The organism is Lutimonas saemankumensis (assembly GCF_020171465.1).
Taxonomy (GTDB): domain Bacteria; phylum Bacteroidota; class Bacteroidia; order Flavobacteriales; family Flavobacteriaceae; genus Lutimonas; species Lutimonas saemankumensis.
In genome coordinates this window covers 1,097,572-1,112,298 of the sequence record NZ_JAIUZR010000003.1, presented here as the reverse complement: position 1 = coordinate 1,112,298, position 14,727 = coordinate 1,097,572, and the positions used below count along the sequence as shown (strand labels likewise).

At 37.6% G+C, this 14,727-nt stretch carries 19 protein-coding genes; 10 read left to right on the top strand and 9 right to left on the bottom strand.

Annotated features, from left to right (window positions below; all coding sequences use genetic code 11):
* The first annotated feature begins 6 nt into the window (after window positions 1-6).
* A complete protein-coding gene (locus tag LCM02_RS06445; RefSeq protein ID WP_224927501.1) occupies window positions 7-303 on the top strand; it encodes a DUF721 domain-containing protein in 297 nt (98 codons plus the stop codon).
* A 77-nt stretch (window positions 304-380) separates the two neighbouring features.
* On the opposite strand, the gene LCM02_RS06440 is transcribed toward LCM02_RS06445, so the two are convergent.
* Window positions 381-800, bottom strand: coding sequence for a nucleoside-diphosphate kinase (locus LCM02_RS06440; protein ID WP_224927500.1), 420 nt, complete (start codon window positions 798-800; stop codon window positions 381-383).
* A 71-nt stretch (window positions 801-871) separates the two neighbouring features.
* Window positions 872-1,873 carry an alkaline phosphatase D family protein gene (locus LCM02_RS06435; protein ID WP_224927499.1) on the bottom strand — a complete coding sequence of 334 codons (1,002 nt, stop codon included), beginning with the start codon at window positions 1,871-1,873 and terminating at the stop codon, window positions 872-874.
* Between the two features lie 112 nt (window positions 1,874-1,985).
* Between LCM02_RS06435 and LCM02_RS06430 the strand changes: the two genes are divergently transcribed.
* From LCM02_RS06430 to lgt, 9 genes are all read left to right on the top strand, one after another.
* Window positions 1,986-3,011 (top strand): DHH family phosphoesterase, encoded by a 1,026-nt coding sequence (locus LCM02_RS06430; protein WP_224927498.1) that lies wholly within the window; start codon window positions 1,986-1,988, stop codon window positions 3,009-3,011.
* Complete coding sequence (gene gldI, locus LCM02_RS06425; protein ID WP_224927497.1) at window positions 3,008-3,562, top strand: gliding motility-associated peptidyl-prolyl isomerase GldI; 555 nt, start codon at window positions 3,008-3,010, stop codon at window positions 3,560-3,562. Before LCM02_RS06430 ends, gldI begins: the two co-directional genes overlap by 4 nt.
* Window positions 3,546-4,646, top strand: a complete 1,101-nt coding sequence (locus tag LCM02_RS06420) for a peptidylprolyl isomerase (protein WP_224927496.1) — start codon at window positions 3,546-3,548, stop codon at window positions 4,644-4,646. Before gldI ends, LCM02_RS06420 begins: the two co-directional genes overlap by 17 nt.
* 168 nt (window positions 4,647-4,814) lie before the next feature.
* Window positions 4,815-5,360 (top strand): RNA polymerase sigma factor, encoded by a 546-nt coding sequence (locus LCM02_RS06415; protein ID WP_224927495.1) that lies wholly within the window; start codon window positions 4,815-4,817, stop codon window positions 5,358-5,360.
* Window positions 5,350-5,898 (top strand): hypothetical protein, encoded by a 549-nt coding sequence (locus LCM02_RS06410; protein ID WP_224927494.1) that lies wholly within the window; start codon window positions 5,350-5,352, stop codon window positions 5,896-5,898. Before LCM02_RS06415 ends, LCM02_RS06410 begins: the two co-directional genes overlap by 11 nt.
* Window positions 5,879-6,817: a hypothetical protein gene (locus LCM02_RS06405; RefSeq protein WP_224927493.1), complete on the top strand. Its 939-nt coding sequence runs from the start codon at window positions 5,879-5,881 to the stop codon at window positions 6,815-6,817. The genes LCM02_RS06410 and LCM02_RS06405 overlap by 20 nt, the downstream gene beginning before the upstream one ends.
* Window positions 6,818-6,936: 119 nt before the next feature.
* Window positions 6,937-8,400, top strand: coding sequence for a cysteine--tRNA ligase (gene cysS, locus LCM02_RS06400; protein ID WP_224927492.1), 1,464 nt, complete (start codon window positions 6,937-6,939; stop codon window positions 8,398-8,400).
* Between the two features lie 12 nt (window positions 8,401-8,412).
* Entirely contained in the window at window positions 8,413-8,667 is a 255-nt protein-coding gene (gene yidD, locus LCM02_RS06395) for a membrane protein insertion efficiency factor YidD (RefSeq protein WP_224927790.1), read from the top strand.
* Between the two features lie 48 nt (window positions 8,668-8,715).
* Complete coding sequence (gene lgt / locus LCM02_RS06390; protein WP_224927491.1) at window positions 8,716-9,534, top strand: prolipoprotein diacylglyceryl transferase; 819 nt, start codon at window positions 8,716-8,718, stop codon at window positions 9,532-9,534.
* Here lgt and ppk2 (LCM02_RS06385) read toward each other — a convergent pair.
* The 7 genes from ppk2 (LCM02_RS06385) to LCM02_RS06355 form a co-directional block, all read right to left on the bottom strand.
* A complete protein-coding gene (ppk2, locus tag LCM02_RS06385; RefSeq protein WP_224927490.1) occupies window positions 9,531-10,313 on the bottom strand; it encodes a polyphosphate kinase 2 in 783 nt (260 codons plus the stop codon). The two genes, lgt and ppk2 (LCM02_RS06385), sit on opposite strands and share 4 nt — an antisense overlap.
* Window positions 10,314-10,319: 6 nt before the next feature.
* A complete protein-coding gene (gene ppk2 / locus LCM02_RS06380) occupies window positions 10,320-11,183 on the bottom strand; it encodes a polyphosphate kinase 2 (protein WP_224927489.1) in 864 nt (287 codons plus the stop codon).
* A gap of 3 nt (window positions 11,184-11,186) precedes the next feature.
* Window positions 11,187-11,879: a sulfite exporter TauE/SafE family protein gene (locus tag LCM02_RS06375; RefSeq protein ID WP_317197454.1), complete on the bottom strand. Its 693-nt coding sequence runs from the start codon at window positions 11,877-11,879 to the stop codon at window positions 11,187-11,189.
* 29 nt (window positions 11,880-11,908) lie between these two features.
* The gene (locus tag LCM02_RS06370) at window positions 11,909-12,361 is read right to left on the bottom strand and encodes a FixH family protein (protein WP_224927488.1); all 453 of its coding nucleotides are present in this window, start codon (window positions 12,359-12,361) and stop codon (window positions 11,909-11,911) included.
* 8 nt (window positions 12,362-12,369) lie between these two features.
* Complete coding sequence (gene ccoG / locus LCM02_RS06365) at window positions 12,370-13,776, bottom strand: cytochrome c oxidase accessory protein CcoG (RefSeq protein WP_224927487.1); 1,407 nt, start codon at window positions 13,774-13,776, stop codon at window positions 12,370-12,372.
* A 117-nt stretch (window positions 13,777-13,893) separates the two neighbouring features.
* Window positions 13,894-14,532: a cbb3-type cytochrome c oxidase N-terminal domain-containing protein gene (locus LCM02_RS06360; protein WP_224927486.1), complete on the bottom strand. Its 639-nt coding sequence runs from the start codon at window positions 14,530-14,532 to the stop codon at window positions 13,894-13,896.
* Window positions 14,525-14,716 carry a CcoQ/FixQ family Cbb3-type cytochrome c oxidase assembly chaperone gene (locus tag LCM02_RS06355; RefSeq protein ID WP_224927485.1) on the bottom strand — a complete coding sequence of 64 codons (192 nt, stop codon included), beginning with the start codon at window positions 14,714-14,716 and terminating at the stop codon, window positions 14,525-14,527. The genes LCM02_RS06360 and LCM02_RS06355 overlap by 8 nt, the downstream gene beginning before the upstream one ends.
* Window positions 14,717-14,727 lie beyond the last annotated feature (11 nt).

Below are 14,727 nucleotides of genomic sequence, written 5' to 3'. Positions count from 1 at the left end.
AAAGACATGAGTAAAAGAGACAGAGAAAGCAACAAGCTTAAAGATTTGATTCCCCAGATGCTTAAGGAGAATAAGCTCAAAAAGGGAATGGATCAGATTCAGGTCAAGGAAGTGTGGTTTGAAGTGATGGGGCAAGGAGTTGCCAATTATACAGAATCGGTTTCCTTAAAAAATGGTTTACTTATGGTCAAATTGAAATCTTCTGCTCTAAGGGAAGAACTTAATTATGGTAAGAACAAAATTGTATCTATGATGAATGAAGCCTTGAATCAGATTGAGATAAAAGAGGTCAGGCTCCTTTGATGTCGATCATAACAGATGGAAAGAACAAAAAAAGCGCTTCATTTTAATGAAGCGCTTTTTGTTTTAAAAATATTTTTTTAAAAGATCTCTCTGCCGGAAAAGTGAAAAGATCCCTCTATGAATGCATTTTCATCACTGTCCGATCCGTGAACAGCATTTTCACTGATCGAATTGGCAAACATTTTTCTAATGGTTCCTTCAGCAGCATCTTCGGGATTTGTTGCCCCGATCAAAGTTCTAAAATCCTCAACCGCGTTTTCTTTTTCAAGAATCGCAGCAACAATTGGTCCTCTTGTCATATATTCCACCAAATCAGTGAAGAAAGGTCTGTCTTTGTGAATAGCATAAAAAGTCTCAGCGTCTCTTTTGCTCATTTGGGTTTGCTTCATTGCAACGATCTTAAAACCTGAAGCGTTGATTTTTTCTAAAATCGCCCCTGTATTACCTTTTTCTAAGGAATCCGGCTTCAGCATTGTAAATGTTCTATTTGTTACCATGTTGATATAATTTCAATTTTTGTGCAAAAATACTCTATTTACCATGTTGAACAAGTATCTGCCCTTATTTTTTAATATTTCACCACATATTGTTCAAACAAAATATTTTCCTCACCACGAATTTCTGCTGTAATTTGGTTCTTTTTCATATCAAATCTTAAGACCGCAAAATTCTTTTCTGAGATCACTTTTCCCACCCGATAGGCATTGGGTTCAGATGTGAATGACTCATAACTGTGCGTCATTCCACTTGAGGTAACGTCTGCCAGTTCAATCTCAGAATTTTCTATACCTGTACTTGAAATTTCGGCAATATGACGGTCACCGCTTAAAAAAATGACACCTCGTGCCTTACTGGATTTGATCAGATCTATCATTCTTTTCACTTCATGAGGCATATTGCCCCAGGTCTCAAACCCGTGTTCTTTTGAAAGGAACTGAATGCTGCTCACAATAACATTAAACTGCGATGTTGAATTCTCCAGCTCGCTTTGAAGCCAGGCCCATTGTTTTTCTCCTAACATTGTGGATTCAGTATTCGAGGTAGGGATGTATCTCTTTTTCCCGGATGGGTCCTTTTCCAGATCGCTTCTAAAAAAGCGAGTATCCAGGAGAATAATCTTAATTGAAGATCCACCTGTCTTGAAAACCCTGGAGTGATAGATTCCTTGCCGGTTCCTACGAGGATTTTCTAGGTCTACATCAAAAAAATCCAGGAATAAGCTTTGAGCACTGTCCTTTTTAGAATAGTGAACCCCTCCGTCATTCAGCCCGTAATCATGGTCATCCCAGACTCCCATAATTTCGGTTTGCTCTCTGAAATAGGCATAAGAGGAATCATTTTTAAAACGGTTGTAATTATGCTTCATCAAATTCATGTCATAAGTGTCAGAATAGATTATATCACCACCCCAGATGAAAACATCAGGATCATTTTCCAGTATAGGTTTCCACATAGGGTTAGGTAAATTCTGATTGTTACATGAACCAAAGGAAAGGACAAATTTTTCATCCTTATTGCAGGAAAAAGTTATAATCAACGGAATCACTAGAATCAAGGGGATATTTCTCATTATTGCTGAACTTTTCTAACGGAAAATTTGAAGTCTCACAAAGTACGTAAAACTTGACTAAACATCTTTAAATTTTAAGGATAATATTATTTTTATTGTATATTCGCCAACTATGAATGAAGTAGCTTTTCAAGAGTTAAATCAAGCACTTTCCGATCCTAAAAAAATTGTCATCACCACCCACAGAAACCCGGATGGAGATGCTTATGGATCGAGTCTTGGGCTTTATTGGTTTTTAAATCAATTAGGGCATGAGGTTACCATTGTGTCTCCTAATGACTGCCCCGGATTTCTTAAGTGGATGCCGGGACAGGCTGATATCGAGATATTTGAGTCGGCCCCTGAAAAATGCACTAAGATTCTCAGAGAAGCGGAAATGGTCTTTACACTGGATTATAATGCTTTTCACAGATTGGGTGAAATAATGGAGCCTGTAATGTCGACGATTTCTCCTGTTTTCGTAATGATAGATCATCATCAGGAGCCTGATGATTTTGCGCAATTCTCATTTGTAGACCCTGCCATGAGTTCAACCAGTGAAATGATATATCAGTTCATACAGCGGATGGGGAAGAAGGAACTGGTTGAGAAAAATATTGCTACTTGCCTCTACGCGGGGATTTTAACGGATACCGGTTCTTTTAGGTTTCCGGCAACCACGAGTGATACACACCGGGTGGTAGCCAATTTACTGGAAAGGGGAGCGAATAATTCTGATATTTATAATCGGATTCATGATGTGAACACGTATAATAGGATGCAGTTATTGGGTAAAGCCTTGAATAATATGGTCGTTTTGGAGCGTTTTCATACCGCTTACATTACCTTGTCTCAAAATGAACTAAACAGATACAAATTTCAAAGAGGTGATACCGAGGGTTTTGTGAATTACGCTTTATCCTTGAAGAATGTAATGTTCGCAGCTATTTTCATTGAAGACAAGAAACAGAAGATCATAAAGATTTCTTTCAGGTCCGTGGGAGATTTTTCAGTCAATGAATTTGCCCGTCAACATTTTAATGGTGGTGGTCACATTAATGCCGCCGGAGGAAGAAGCACTTTATCCTTAAAAGAAACGGTAAATAAATTCGTTGATATACTACCTGGTTTAACTGATGAATTAACGCTGTCACAATGAAGAATTACCTTTTAATTATTTTTCTGGGAATTGTAATGACGTCTTGCTCTGATTCAAAGGCAAGAAAGCCCATAGTAAGAAAAACAAGCTCTTTTATGTCTGAGTCTATCGAACGAAACAAATTACTCAATAAAGCTGAACAGACCGTTTTAATTCAAAAAATGGAATCAGACAGTCTGAATCAGTATTTGAATTCAGAACATGGATTTTGGTATTATTATGAGAAGCAAAATCCAGATGAAACTATTTTCCCGAGTTCAGGAGATGAAGTTTTTTATACACATGAAATCAAAAATCTGGATGGAAGTATTTTATATTCCATGGAGGAATTGGGTACTCGCAGTTACCTTATTGACAAGGAAGAATTGATCTCGGGTTTGCAGGATGGTTTTAAAATAATGAAAGAGGGGGAAGTAATAACCTTTTTGTTTCCTTCTTATAAGGCCTATGGATACCTGGGAAATGATCGAATAGAACCTAACCAACCCCTAATATATACAGTTGAATTATTAAAAATCAATAAATTAAGTGAGAATGAAAATAATGAATAGTTTTCTTTTAATCATTTTGATGAGCATTATCTCATGCAAAAGTACCAAACACGCGGATCTTGATGATGGTCTCTATGCTGATCTGCAAACTGATCGTGGAGATATTTTGTTGAAGCTTGAATATGACAAGGTTCCAATTACCGTTGCGAACTTTGTTTCATTGGCCGAAGGAACTAATCCTTATGTCGAGGATCAGTATAAAGGGAAACCTTTTTACGACGGACTGATATTTCATAGAGTTGTGGAGGATTTTATGGTTCAGGGAGGTGATCCCAGAGGTAATGGTTCGGGAAATCCGGGATATAAGTTTGAAGATGAATTTCCAATGGATGATACCGGTAACCTGGTTCTTTCTCATGATTCCGGGGGCATTTTGTCAATGGCCAATTCAGGTCCGGATTCAAACGGATCTCAGTTTTTCATAACCCATAAAGAAACTCCGTGGCTGGATGGGAAGCATTCCGTGTTTGGATTTGTTGTTCAAGGTCAGGAGGTAGTGGATTCTATTGCCAAGGGTGATATTATCCAAAAACTTGAAATCATACGTGTAGGTAAAAAAGCAAAGGAATTCGATGCTGCTACCGAATTCACCAGTTATTTTGAGAAAATTGAGGAAAGGGAGAGGCTGGCCGAAGAACGAAAAAAGGAGGCAAAAGAGAACCTGGTTCAGTTTGTACAGGATAATGAGGCTTCAGCAGTGGTTCTGTCATCCGGTTTAAAAGTGATTAAAATTAAAGAAGGAAATGGGGAAAAGCCGGCCATTGGGTCCAAAGTCAATGTTTTGTATGCTGGTTACTTTGTTTCAGGTGATTTGTTTGATACAAATGTAAAAGAAACTGCAGAGACCTTTGGTAAATATGACAGGCGCAAGGATCAGATGAACATGTATAAGTCGGTGCCTATGGATTACAGCCCTGATGCTGCATTGATTCCAGGTTTTAAGGAAGGCCTTCAACAGATGAATTATGGAGATAAGGTATTATTATTGGTCCCTTCGCATTTGGCTTATGGCGATCAGGGTGCGGGTAATGTAATCCCGCCAAATACTGACCTTTTGTTTGAGTTGGAAATTTTGGAAAAGTAAGACACGTTCAAGATACTGTACTAAAGGGCCTTTGGCCCTTTTTTTTGATTCTTTACGAGACCAAAGATGATTAAATAAATGATTAATTTTAAGACATTTATAAAAAAAATCACGGATTTTGTCACACTAGTCTTAATTCGTCGTATTTAGAGTAGAATTTGTAACCATATGGATAAGAATAATCAGGCAGATTTAATTGAGGGCTGTAGAAAAAACGACAGTTTGTCTCAGATGCAATTATATGATCTTTATTGTAAGGCAATGTTCAATACAGCTTATAATTTCATCAAGGATGATGATATTGCTCAGGATGTGATGCAGGAGGCCTTTATTAAAGCCTTTAAAAAAATAGATACCTATACAGGCGAAGCTTCATTTGGAGCATGGTTGAAACGCATTGTAATTAATCAGAGTCTGGATTGGCTGAAAAAACAAAAAATCAAGACGGTGGAACTCAATGATGAGGTTACTTACCTTCCTAATGATGATCCATGGGAGGTGGAGTCCGGAATCAGTATGGCTGTAATCTATAAATGTATAGAAGCCTTGCCCCTGAAATGCAAGAACGTTGTTAAACTTTATCTTTTGGAAGGGTATGATCATCAGGAGGTAGCTCAGATACTGAATATTTCAGAGGTTTCTTCCAGGTCTCAATTATCAAGAGGGAAAAGTAAATTGAAAGAACTATTAATTCATGAAAATTATGAAAGTTGATATAAAGCAAAAACTAAAAGAAGAAAAGATGTTAAGGGAATTATCAAAAGATCATCGTTCAGTTTTCGAAACGAAACTAAAAAGAGAGCTTCATAATGAAACTAAAGTTTCTTACAAGTTCCTTCTTATTGCAGCTTCGGTGGCTATCTTATTCTCTATTGGTTTAATGACCAGTATCAATCAGGAATCTTCTGTTAATCAGATTCAGGCACCACAAAGTGCCAAAGTGAGCCTTGAAGAATTTTCTCCGGAATTAAAGAAAATTGAAAATTACTATTTGACCGCAATTAATTTCGAGTTAGCTAATCTTGAAATTACGGAAGGTAATAAGCTGATCCTGGAAGAGTATTTTAGAAAAATGAACAGCCTAACAAATGAATACAAGTTGCAAAGTGAGCGATTAGAAATAGACAAAATCGACGAAGAATTAATAAACGGCTTGATAGATAACCTACAAATGAGACTACAATTGATGATCGAGTTAAAAAATGAATTAAAAAAAATAAAAACGAAAGAAAATGAAAACTATGCAATTTAAATTATTCATTCTTGTCTTTGCATTGTCAATCGGGACATTTGCTCAGCAGTATACCAAACCTGTTCAAGAATTCAAGGTTGGTAGCAATACCACGGTATCCGTTGAGGCCTCATATGCTGAAATAGAGATTATTGAATGGAATAAGAATAAAGTAGAGATAGAAGGGCTTATGAGTGTTCAGGGACTGCCTGAAGAAGAGGCGAAAAAGATTTTTGAAAGCTGGGATATCAGTGTACAGGCGGATGCCGAAAAAATCACAATCAGATCTAATGCCAGTAATTTTGGGAATGAGTATTTCTTTATCAACAGTGATAAGTATTTGGGAAATGTTATCGTGGATATTCCGGAGGTGACGGCAAGAATTACAGATATTATGGATTCGGTCGAGTTTGTTATGCCGGATTTTGAAAGTTTTCCGGAAATTGATATGGACATGATTCAAAGTTTTCAAATATCCGGTGATTCAATTGCGTTTAATTTTCAAGATTTTGAATATGATGCAGAAGATCTTAAGAAGTGGCAGGAAGAACATAAAGAAGAAATGAAGAAGCTTCAGGAGGAGTTAAAGAAGAATAAAGTTATTACAGTTGAGCAGCACAGAAAAATGCATGAGGAGCAGCGAAAAATTCAGATTGAAATGAAGGAAATTCAAAAAGAGGCGATGAAGCAGGCAAGGGAGGCACAGCTAATGGCTCGTGAGGCTCATCGAGAAGCTGAAAGAGAAGCGAGAAGGCACATGACTGAAGAAAGGGCAAGAATGATAGAAAAAGGAGCCAAAGAGAGAGAAAGAGAGGTACAGCGTATCATTAGAGACAGACAAAAGGTAAAGATCAAGAAAACCCTGAGAATAAAAGTTCCGAAAAATGCAAAACTTGAAATGGACGTTGATTATTGTAAAATCATTACTCAAAAGGTCTAAATTTTTAAAGCGAAAAAGCTATGACATCCGATAGAAATATCGGATGTTTTTTTATGGTTTTCCTTCTCGTAATTGTTCTTATCTTTGGAAACTTAAAATCAGTTTTAAAAAGAATCAAAATGAAGCAGGACCTGTACCTCTATAACTCCCTTACGAATAATAAAGAACGTTTCGAACCTGTAAAAGAAGGTTATGTGGGGATGTATGTTTGCGGACCAACCGTTTACAGCAATGTTCATCTTGGAAACGTTAGAACCTTTATGTCATTTGACATGATCTACAGGTATTTCCTTCATTTGGGGTACAAGGTAAGGTATGTTAGAAATATTACCGACGCAGGACACCTCACGGATGATTCTGACGAGGATAAAATTTCAAAGAAGGCCAGGTTAGAACAGTTGGAGCCCATGGAGATTGTTCAAAAATACACAACAGATTTTCATTTGATACTTCAAAAATTTAATTTCCTCCCACCCAGCATTGAACCAACAGCCACAGGCCATATATTGGAACAGATTCAAGCTATTGAAACCATTTTGGAAAATGGACTTGCTTATGAGGTCAACGGCTCAGTATACTTTGACGTACTCAAGTACAATGAAAAAGAGCACTATGGAATTTTATCAAAAAGAAATATTGAGGATGCGATTGAAAATACAAGAGCACTTGATGGACAGTCAGATAAAAAGAATCCGCAGGATTTTGCACTTTGGAAGAAGGCAGAACCCGAACATATTCAGCGTTGGAACTCACCCTGGGGCGTTGGGTTTCCGGGTTGGCACCTTGAGTGTACGGTAATGAGTACAAAGTACCTTGGTGAGCAGTTTGATATCCATGGTGGAGGAATGGATCTTAAATTTCCCCATCACGAGTGTGAGATCGCACAGGCTCAGGCATGTAATCATCAGAATCCCGTAAAGTACTGGTTGCATGGGAACATGCTTACGATGAATGGAAAAAAAATGGCAAAGTCAACGGGAAATAATATTCTTCCCGAGGAAATTTTCACCGGAGAGAACCCCAATATTTCCAAGGCATTCGAACCAAGTGTTGCGCGGTTCTTTATGATGCAGGCTCATTACAGAAGCATACTGGATTTTTCTAATGACGCAGTTTTGGCGGCGGAAAAGGGATATAACAGGCTTATGGAGTCCATTGGTTTGATGGCCGAAGTTCAATCTTCGGGCAATTCTTCTCTGGATGTTTCTTCCTGGAAGGCAAAATGTTATATGGCCATGAATGATGATTTTAACACACCTGTTTTGATAGCTCACTTATTCGAAGGAGTAAAATGGATAAATCTTCTCAGCGAAGGAAAAGAAACCCTTACCTCATCGGATCTCGAAGTTTTTAGTTCAACAATGAAGGTGTTTACTTTTGATATTCTTGGGCTGGAAAACTCTAAAAAATCTGATAAAAATACCGATCGTCTGGATGGACTTGTCAATCTACTTATCGAGATGAGGAAAACGGCAAGAGATGACCGTAATTGGGAGCTTTCTGATAAAATAAGGGATGAACTGACGAAATTAGGAATTCAGTTAAAGGATGGAAAAGAGGGAACTACTTATTCCTTAAATTAATTTAAAATGATCATGATAAAAAGGATTTTGATTTACCCTTTTCTTTTGTTGATCCGCTTTTATCAGGTTGCCATTTCACCTTATACTCCGGCGAGTTGCAGGTATTCTCCTACTTGTTCTCAATACGCCGTTGAGGCCCTTCAGGTTCATGGTTTGTTTAGAGGTGGCTGGTTGGCCGTTAAAAGGATCTTTAGCTGTCATCCATGGGGTGGGAGCGGTTACGATCCTGTCCCTCCAAAAGATTTTTATAATAAAGCCAAAGAGTAGGAAGCTTGTTAAAACTTTCAATTATATTTACGCCTTAAATTAGAATTCATGTTGTTTTTAAGTATAGACTGGGATCCAAATATTGAATTGATAAAAATAGGATCGTTTGCAATAAGGTATTACAGCCTCATGTTTGTCATCGCCTTTGTTCTTGGGCTTCAGATAATGAAACGGATCTTTAAAAAAGAAGGAGTTTCACTGGATAAACTCGACTCTTTATTCATTTATACAGTAATAGCAACATTACTCGGGGCGCGCCTTGGGCATTTTCTATTCTATGATACCGAGTTTTTATTATCAAACCCTTTAGAAGTACTTCTTCCTGTTAAATTTAATCCTTTTCGCTTCACGGGTTACCAGGGTTTGGCAAGTCACGGTGCAGCAATAGGAATCATCATAGCGATGTATTTTTACTCAAAGAGAGTAGTTAAGAAACCCATGCTTTGGATTCTCGACAGAATCGTAATCCCGGTTGCAAGTGGTGCTATTTTCGTGCGAATTGGAAATTTGATGAATTCAGAAATAATCGGAAAGCCCACTAATTCTGACTATGGTTTTGTTTTTAAGCAGTTGGGAGAGGACTTCCCAAGACATCCAACCCAGCTTTATGAATCATTCGGTTACCTGATCACTTTCATCTTACTTTGGTATGTTTACTGGAAGACTGATAAGAAAGATAAGCTCGGATACATTTTTGGATTGTTCATGGTTTGCCTCTGGTCGGTGAGGCTGATAGTTGAATTCTTTAAAGAGGCCCAGGTGGATCAAAGAGGGGACTGGGACTTGAACACCGGGCAAATATTAAGTATTCCGATGATCCTTGTCGGTCTTTATTTTATGTTCCGAAAATCAGCAAAAACAGCTTAGATTTCTCTGTTTTTATCGTAAGGAATACTTTTAAGGAGATGCTCTATAACATCAATTCTGGCATCGGTTTTTCTGTTCGCCTTGATCACTTTGAAAGGAAGCCCTCCGGATTTGGTATTGTCAAACATTTTGTTTTTATAAAATGTATAGGAATCCCAAAGTTCCTGTGCCTTTTCATCGACCTTGCTCATTTTCCATTGCTTCAAAGGATTGTTTTTGATGTCTTCAAATCTTTTGGCCTGCTCCTTTTTGGAAATCGACATATACAATTTCACCAAAAGAATACCCGATTCAGTGATCATTCTCTCAAAATCATTGACCTGATTCATAAAAATCCTGTACTCCTCGTTGGTGCAAAACCCATTAACGGGTTCCACTACGGCTCTGTTGTACCAGCTTCGATCAAAGAACACGATTTCACCAGCTTTGGGAAATTGTTGAATATAACGTTGAAAATACCATTGAGATTTTTCGACGGCCGTGGGCTTTGGCAGTGCCACAATTCTGTAATGCCTGGGATTGATTCTTTCTGTAATTCTTCTAATAGCACCACCTTTTCCGGCCGCATCTCTTCCTTCAAATAAAACAATTACCCTCATGTTTTTGTCTATGATACAGGCTTGCTGACGAATCAGTTCAGTCTGAAGGACTTTGAGCTGTTTTTCATAATCAATATACCTGATCGTTTTCGGTAAATTGATTGTATCATTCATTAATATAGACAATAAACCCTTTTTGGAATTCAATTTCTTTAAATCCTTTGCTGATAACTTTTCCATAGCTGTCTAATCGTATTTGTGTAATGAACGAAAATAACGCATGATCACGTTAGGATCGGGGAAGAGAGAAACTTCACTGTCGTCCTTTTTATCATAATCAAAAAGTGACAGGACATATCTCATACATTCAAGCCGAGCAGTTTCTTTATTATTTGTTTTGACTATGATCCACGGGCTGAACGAAGTATGCGTTTTACTAAACATCAACTCCTTGTATTTGGTATATTCATCCCAGTATTCCTGGCCTTTTTTGTCAACAGGACTAAATTTCCATCGTTTCAATGGATTGTCTTCTCTGGCATTAAAGCGATTGAGTTGTTCCTCCTTGGTAATAGAAAGCCAGAATTTAATAATAACAACCCCGTCTTCATAAAGCATGTGCTCAAACTCAGGGAGCTGAACCATGAACTGTTCGTATTGATGTTGGGTACAAAATCCCATAACAGGTTCCACGACCGCCCTGTTATACCAGGACCTGTCAAAAAAAACAAGTTCACCCGGGTTTGGTAAATGTTGGATGTATCGGGTAAAATACCACTGTCCTCTCTCAACATCAGTAGGTTTGTTCAATGCAACCAATCGCATCGACCTTGGATTGAGATGTTCCGTGAATCGTCTTATGTTTCCTCCCTTTCCGGCAGCGTCTCTACCTTCAAAAATGATCGCTACTCTTTTATTATTCTTTTTGACCCATTGCTGAAGCTTGACAAGTTCAATTTGAAGGAGCCTTTTTTCAAGTTCATAATTAAATTTAGATATAACGGAAGAGGAATCAATATTTTTATGCTTCAGGATTTCCAGGAGGTCCTCATGAGAAGTAATGCTGTTGAATTCAGCCTCGGTTATTTTATTATCAAGGGTTATGCTCATTTATTATTCTGTTAAACATGAATTAGGATCACTGGAAATTAATAGTTGAGTGTCTGAGGGCGATATATAGGGGATTCCCAAACCCATACCTCTTATTATAAAAAGTACTCCTATGATAAATACAAATATAGGAATTGCTTTCTGAATTTTATTCCTGACCGAAATTTTTAAAAAGTTACCAAGATAAACGGCTCCGGTCATCAGTGGGATGGTCCCTAGTCCGAATGCCGCCATATAAATCGCACCATCAGTTTCATTTCCGGATGAGATCGCTCCCAGCAGGGCCATGTAAACAAGTCCGCAAGGAAGAAATCCGTTAAAAAAACCTATCGAAAACAGAGCCTTAAAAGAAGATTTATTCAGATACAATCCCAATTTTGATTTTACCACGCCCACGGCTCTGTAAAGTGGTTTGGTAAAATGGTACCTGTTCAGCAGGTTTGTTGGAACCAGAACGACCAGGATCATGATCAGGCCGATTAATATGGACAGTCTTTGTTGAAATCCGGCAAGATAAAGACCCTTTCCAAGTAATCCGAAAAGAAATCCAATAAGTCCGTAGCTAAGTATTCTTCCGGTGTGATACAAAAAAGTTCCAAAAAAAGTCTGAACCTTACTTTTCTTATTTACAGGCAGTACAAAGGCAATAGGGCCACACATCCCTATGCAGTGAAAACTTCCTAAAAGGCCTAATATGAGTGCAGTGTAAAGAATAATCTATAATTTTAATAGAACCAAGAATCTTTAAACAAATATTCTTTCTCTTGATTTTTCCAATCAATTTTTACAATCCATTTTCCTGAAACCAATCTATCTGATCTAATCAACTGTTTATGATTATCGAGCTTTATTTCTTCGACAAAATCAAGTTTTTCGTTAGAAAGCCGTTGAAAATAAATAGTCCCTGAAATGTTGGCCATTAAAACTTCCTCAGGAAATTTTATCAAAATTCCTTCATTGGTGTTTTCAAGTTCAATGTTTTCACTTAGTTCTTTGGCATTATTAATCTTGTCAATCTCTTCCTGATAGTGTAACTCATCTTTGTAATAATCTTCAGATACCAGTTCATGCTGGTATTCATCCAAGGCAATGGATTTGTAAACAAATGTCAAAATAAAGATCATAAATGCAAGCATGGCCAAAAAGATCCCTGTTCCCCAATTCAATCGTATCTTCATATAATATATTATTTAACCTGTAGCGGAGAAGAAAAATTTGTATGAGATTCTTCTATTAATTCTCCATCCGCATATATTCCCAGTTCAATTTTTTCTTTTGATGACGATAATTCACTTTTATCAATCTTTACAAAAAGAGTTCCTTCAAAAAGTCCCCCTTTTGGTATGTTGATCTGTCCGCCCACCACTTCAATTTTTCCTTCATGCGACATAAGCCTGATGTCTATTCCTTCAAAAGGGTTGTTGGTTTTGTTGATCAGTTTAAATGTGTAAACATTACTTATCGTTTCCCCCTCTGTGGAGTATAACTGGCCCGGTAAATGAAGGAAGTTTGCCTGAACATCATTTCTTAAAAAAAGCAAAGTTACTAAAAAGGTCAGGAGTAGGGTAAGCACCACAATATAACTTTTGATCCTGGCATTATAGGAGAATTTTTCGCCCTTTTCGATATTGTTTTCCGAGGCATATCTGATAAGTCCACGTTCAAATCCCACGGTATCCATGATAGTATCACAGGCATCAATACAGGCTGTACAATTTACACATTCCAATTGGGTTCCGTTTCTTATATCAATACCGGTAGGGCATACCAGGACGCATTGTTTACAGTCAATACAATCACCATAAGACTTTTCTTCCCTGTTTTCTTTCTTTCTTAATTTTTGACGGTTTTCACCTCTTTTGTGGTCGTAAGCCACAACAATGGATTTGTTGTCTAACAGGACTCCCTGAAGCCTTCCATATGGGCATGCGATGATACAAACCTGCTCCCTGAACCAGGCGAATACAAAATAGAAAACAGCGGTGAATACCAACAATTTGAGAAAGGTATCAACATGTTCAAAAGGCCCGTCCTTCACGTGCTGAATCAGTACATCACCTCCAATGAAGTAGGCCAGAAAAGCATTGGCGATCATAAAAGATACCACAGCAAACAGAAACCATTTTATTGATTTTTTACTTATTTTTTCCGCATTCCAGGGTTGTTTCGAGAGTTTAATCTGCTTGTTGCGATCCCCTTCTATCCAATATTCAATTTTTCGAAAAACCATTTCCATAAAAATGGTTTGCGGACACATCCAGCCACAAAAGATTCGACCAAAAATGACTGTAAATAGAATGATAAAAACAACCGAAACCAATAATGATAAAACCAGTAAATAAAAGTCCTGAGGCCAGAAGGGTTGCCCAAAAATATTGAACTTTCGATCTATGATATTGAATAGCAGAAACTGATTCCCATTGATTTTGATAAAAGGAGAAGCAAATAATATGGCGAGAAGAAACCAGCTTACATAGGTACGGTATGAAGTATAACGTCCTTTCGGTTTTTTAGGATGAATAAAATTCCTTTTTCCTTCTTCGTTAATAGTGGCAATGCTGTCTCTAAAATTTTCCTGTTCATTCTTATCCATAAAGCGGGGGTATTTGAAAAGGCTACTTCGCCGTTAACGACAACCGTAGCCTTTTCTACTACTAACTAAAAAAATCAAAAACACAGTAGTTCACACAAGCGAGAACTAATGATTAAACTACTGTTTGCTCCAAATGATGTCTCCTTCGGCTTCTTTAGGGTTGGCTGGTGTGGTTCCATTCAGGGAAATCACATAGCTGGCAAGTTGCTGAAGTTCATCATTATTAAATGTATTTTTCCAGGAGATCATACCTTTTCCGGCTCGACCACCTTCATTGAGAGTCTTTAATATATTTTCCATTCCCCCTCCAAGAATCCAATTATCATCGGTGAGATTAGGACCAATTCCTCCACCTCCGTCGGCCATATGGCAGGCAACGCAATAGGCATCAAAATTTTTCTTACCAGCTGCAAGGCTGGCATCATCGGTTAACAGGGTGGCATCCAGTTTAAAAAGTTCAGGATTGGCTGCTTTATAGGCTTCAACTTCTTGTTTTCCTTTTTCAACCTCAGCGGCATATTCTTTCTCCTGGCTGTATTCTTCTGAATTTGTGAATACCTGGATGTAATAGAAAATACCAATGGCTATGGTAATGTAGAATCCATATTTCCACCATGGTGGAAGTACATTGTCCAGTTCTTTTATTCCGTCATAGTCATGATCGGTCATGATTTCTTCTTCTTTCCCAAGTTCATGAGCCTTGGTCATAGACTGAAGGAATTTTTTCCAACCACTTTTTTGTTTATTATCACTCATGATGTGTATTTTTTATGTCGTTATCTAAAGGTAAATTACTTAGTTTATCAATATTCTTTTTTGGCATTTTCAGAACAATGATCAACATTGTTGTAAAGACCAGAAAAAAGAGAAGCAGCGAAATGATAGGATATATTTCAACCCCCGTCATCGAATCTAAATGATGTTTTATATATTTTAACATAATCGCTTTTT

Coding starts and splice junctions, on each gene's coding strand:
- LCM02_RS06370 (WP_224927488.1), bottom strand. CDS start 12,361: ATGAAGATACGATTGAATTGGGGAACAGGGATCTTTTTGGCCATGCTT.
- LCM02_RS06360 (WP_224927486.1), bottom strand. CDS start 14,532: ATGAGTGATAATAAACAAAAAAGTGGTTGGAAAAAATTCCTTCAGTCT.
- LCM02_RS06430 (WP_224927498.1), top strand. CDS start 1,986: ATGAATGAAGTAGCTTTTCAAGAGTTAAATCAAGCACTTTCCGATCCT.
- ccoG (WP_224927487.1), bottom strand. CDS start 13,776: ATGGATAAGAATGAACAGGAAAATTTTAGAGACAGCATTGCCACTATT.
- ppk2 (WP_224927490.1), bottom strand. CDS start 10,313: ATGGAAAAGTTATCAGCAAAGGATTTAAAGAAATTGAATTCCAAAAAG.
- LCM02_RS06355 (WP_224927485.1), bottom strand. CDS start 14,716: ATGTTAAAATATATAAAACATCATTTAGATTCGATGACGGGGGTTGAA.
- LCM02_RS06420 (WP_224927496.1), top strand. CDS start 3,546: ATGAAAATAATGAATAGTTTTCTTTTAATCATTTTGATGAGCATTATC.
- LCM02_RS06445 (WP_224927501.1), top strand. CDS start 7: ATGAGTAAAAGAGACAGAGAAAGCAACAAGCTTAAAGATTTGATTCCC.
- yidD (WP_224927790.1), top strand. CDS start 8,413: ATGATAAAAAGGATTTTGATTTACCCTTTTCTTTTGTTGATCCGCTTT.
- LCM02_RS06435 (WP_224927499.1), bottom strand. CDS start 1,873: ATGAGAAATATCCCCTTGATTCTAGTGATTCCGTTGATTATAACTTTT.
- LCM02_RS06440 (WP_224927500.1), bottom strand. CDS start 800: ATGGTAACAAATAGAACATTTACAATGCTGAAGCCGGATTCCTTAGAA.
- LCM02_RS06410 (WP_224927494.1), top strand. CDS start 5,350: ATGAAAGTTGATATAAAGCAAAAACTAAAAGAAGAAAAGATGTTAAGG.
- LCM02_RS06415 (WP_224927495.1), top strand. CDS start 4,815: ATGGATAAGAATAATCAGGCAGATTTAATTGAGGGCTGTAGAAAAAAC.
- lgt (WP_224927491.1), top strand. CDS start 8,716: ATGTTGTTTTTAAGTATAGACTGGGATCCAAATATTGAATTGATAAAA.
- cysS (WP_224927492.1), top strand. CDS start 6,937: ATGAAGCAGGACCTGTACCTCTATAACTCCCTTACGAATAATAAAGAA.
- LCM02_RS06405 (WP_224927493.1), top strand. CDS start 5,879: ATGAAAACTATGCAATTTAAATTATTCATTCTTGTCTTTGCATTGTCA.
- gldI (WP_224927497.1), top strand. CDS start 3,008: ATGAAGAATTACCTTTTAATTATTTTTCTGGGAATTGTAATGACGTCT.
- ppk2 (WP_224927489.1), bottom strand. CDS start 11,183: ATGAGCATAACCCTTGATAATAAAATAACCGAGGCTGAATTCAACAGC.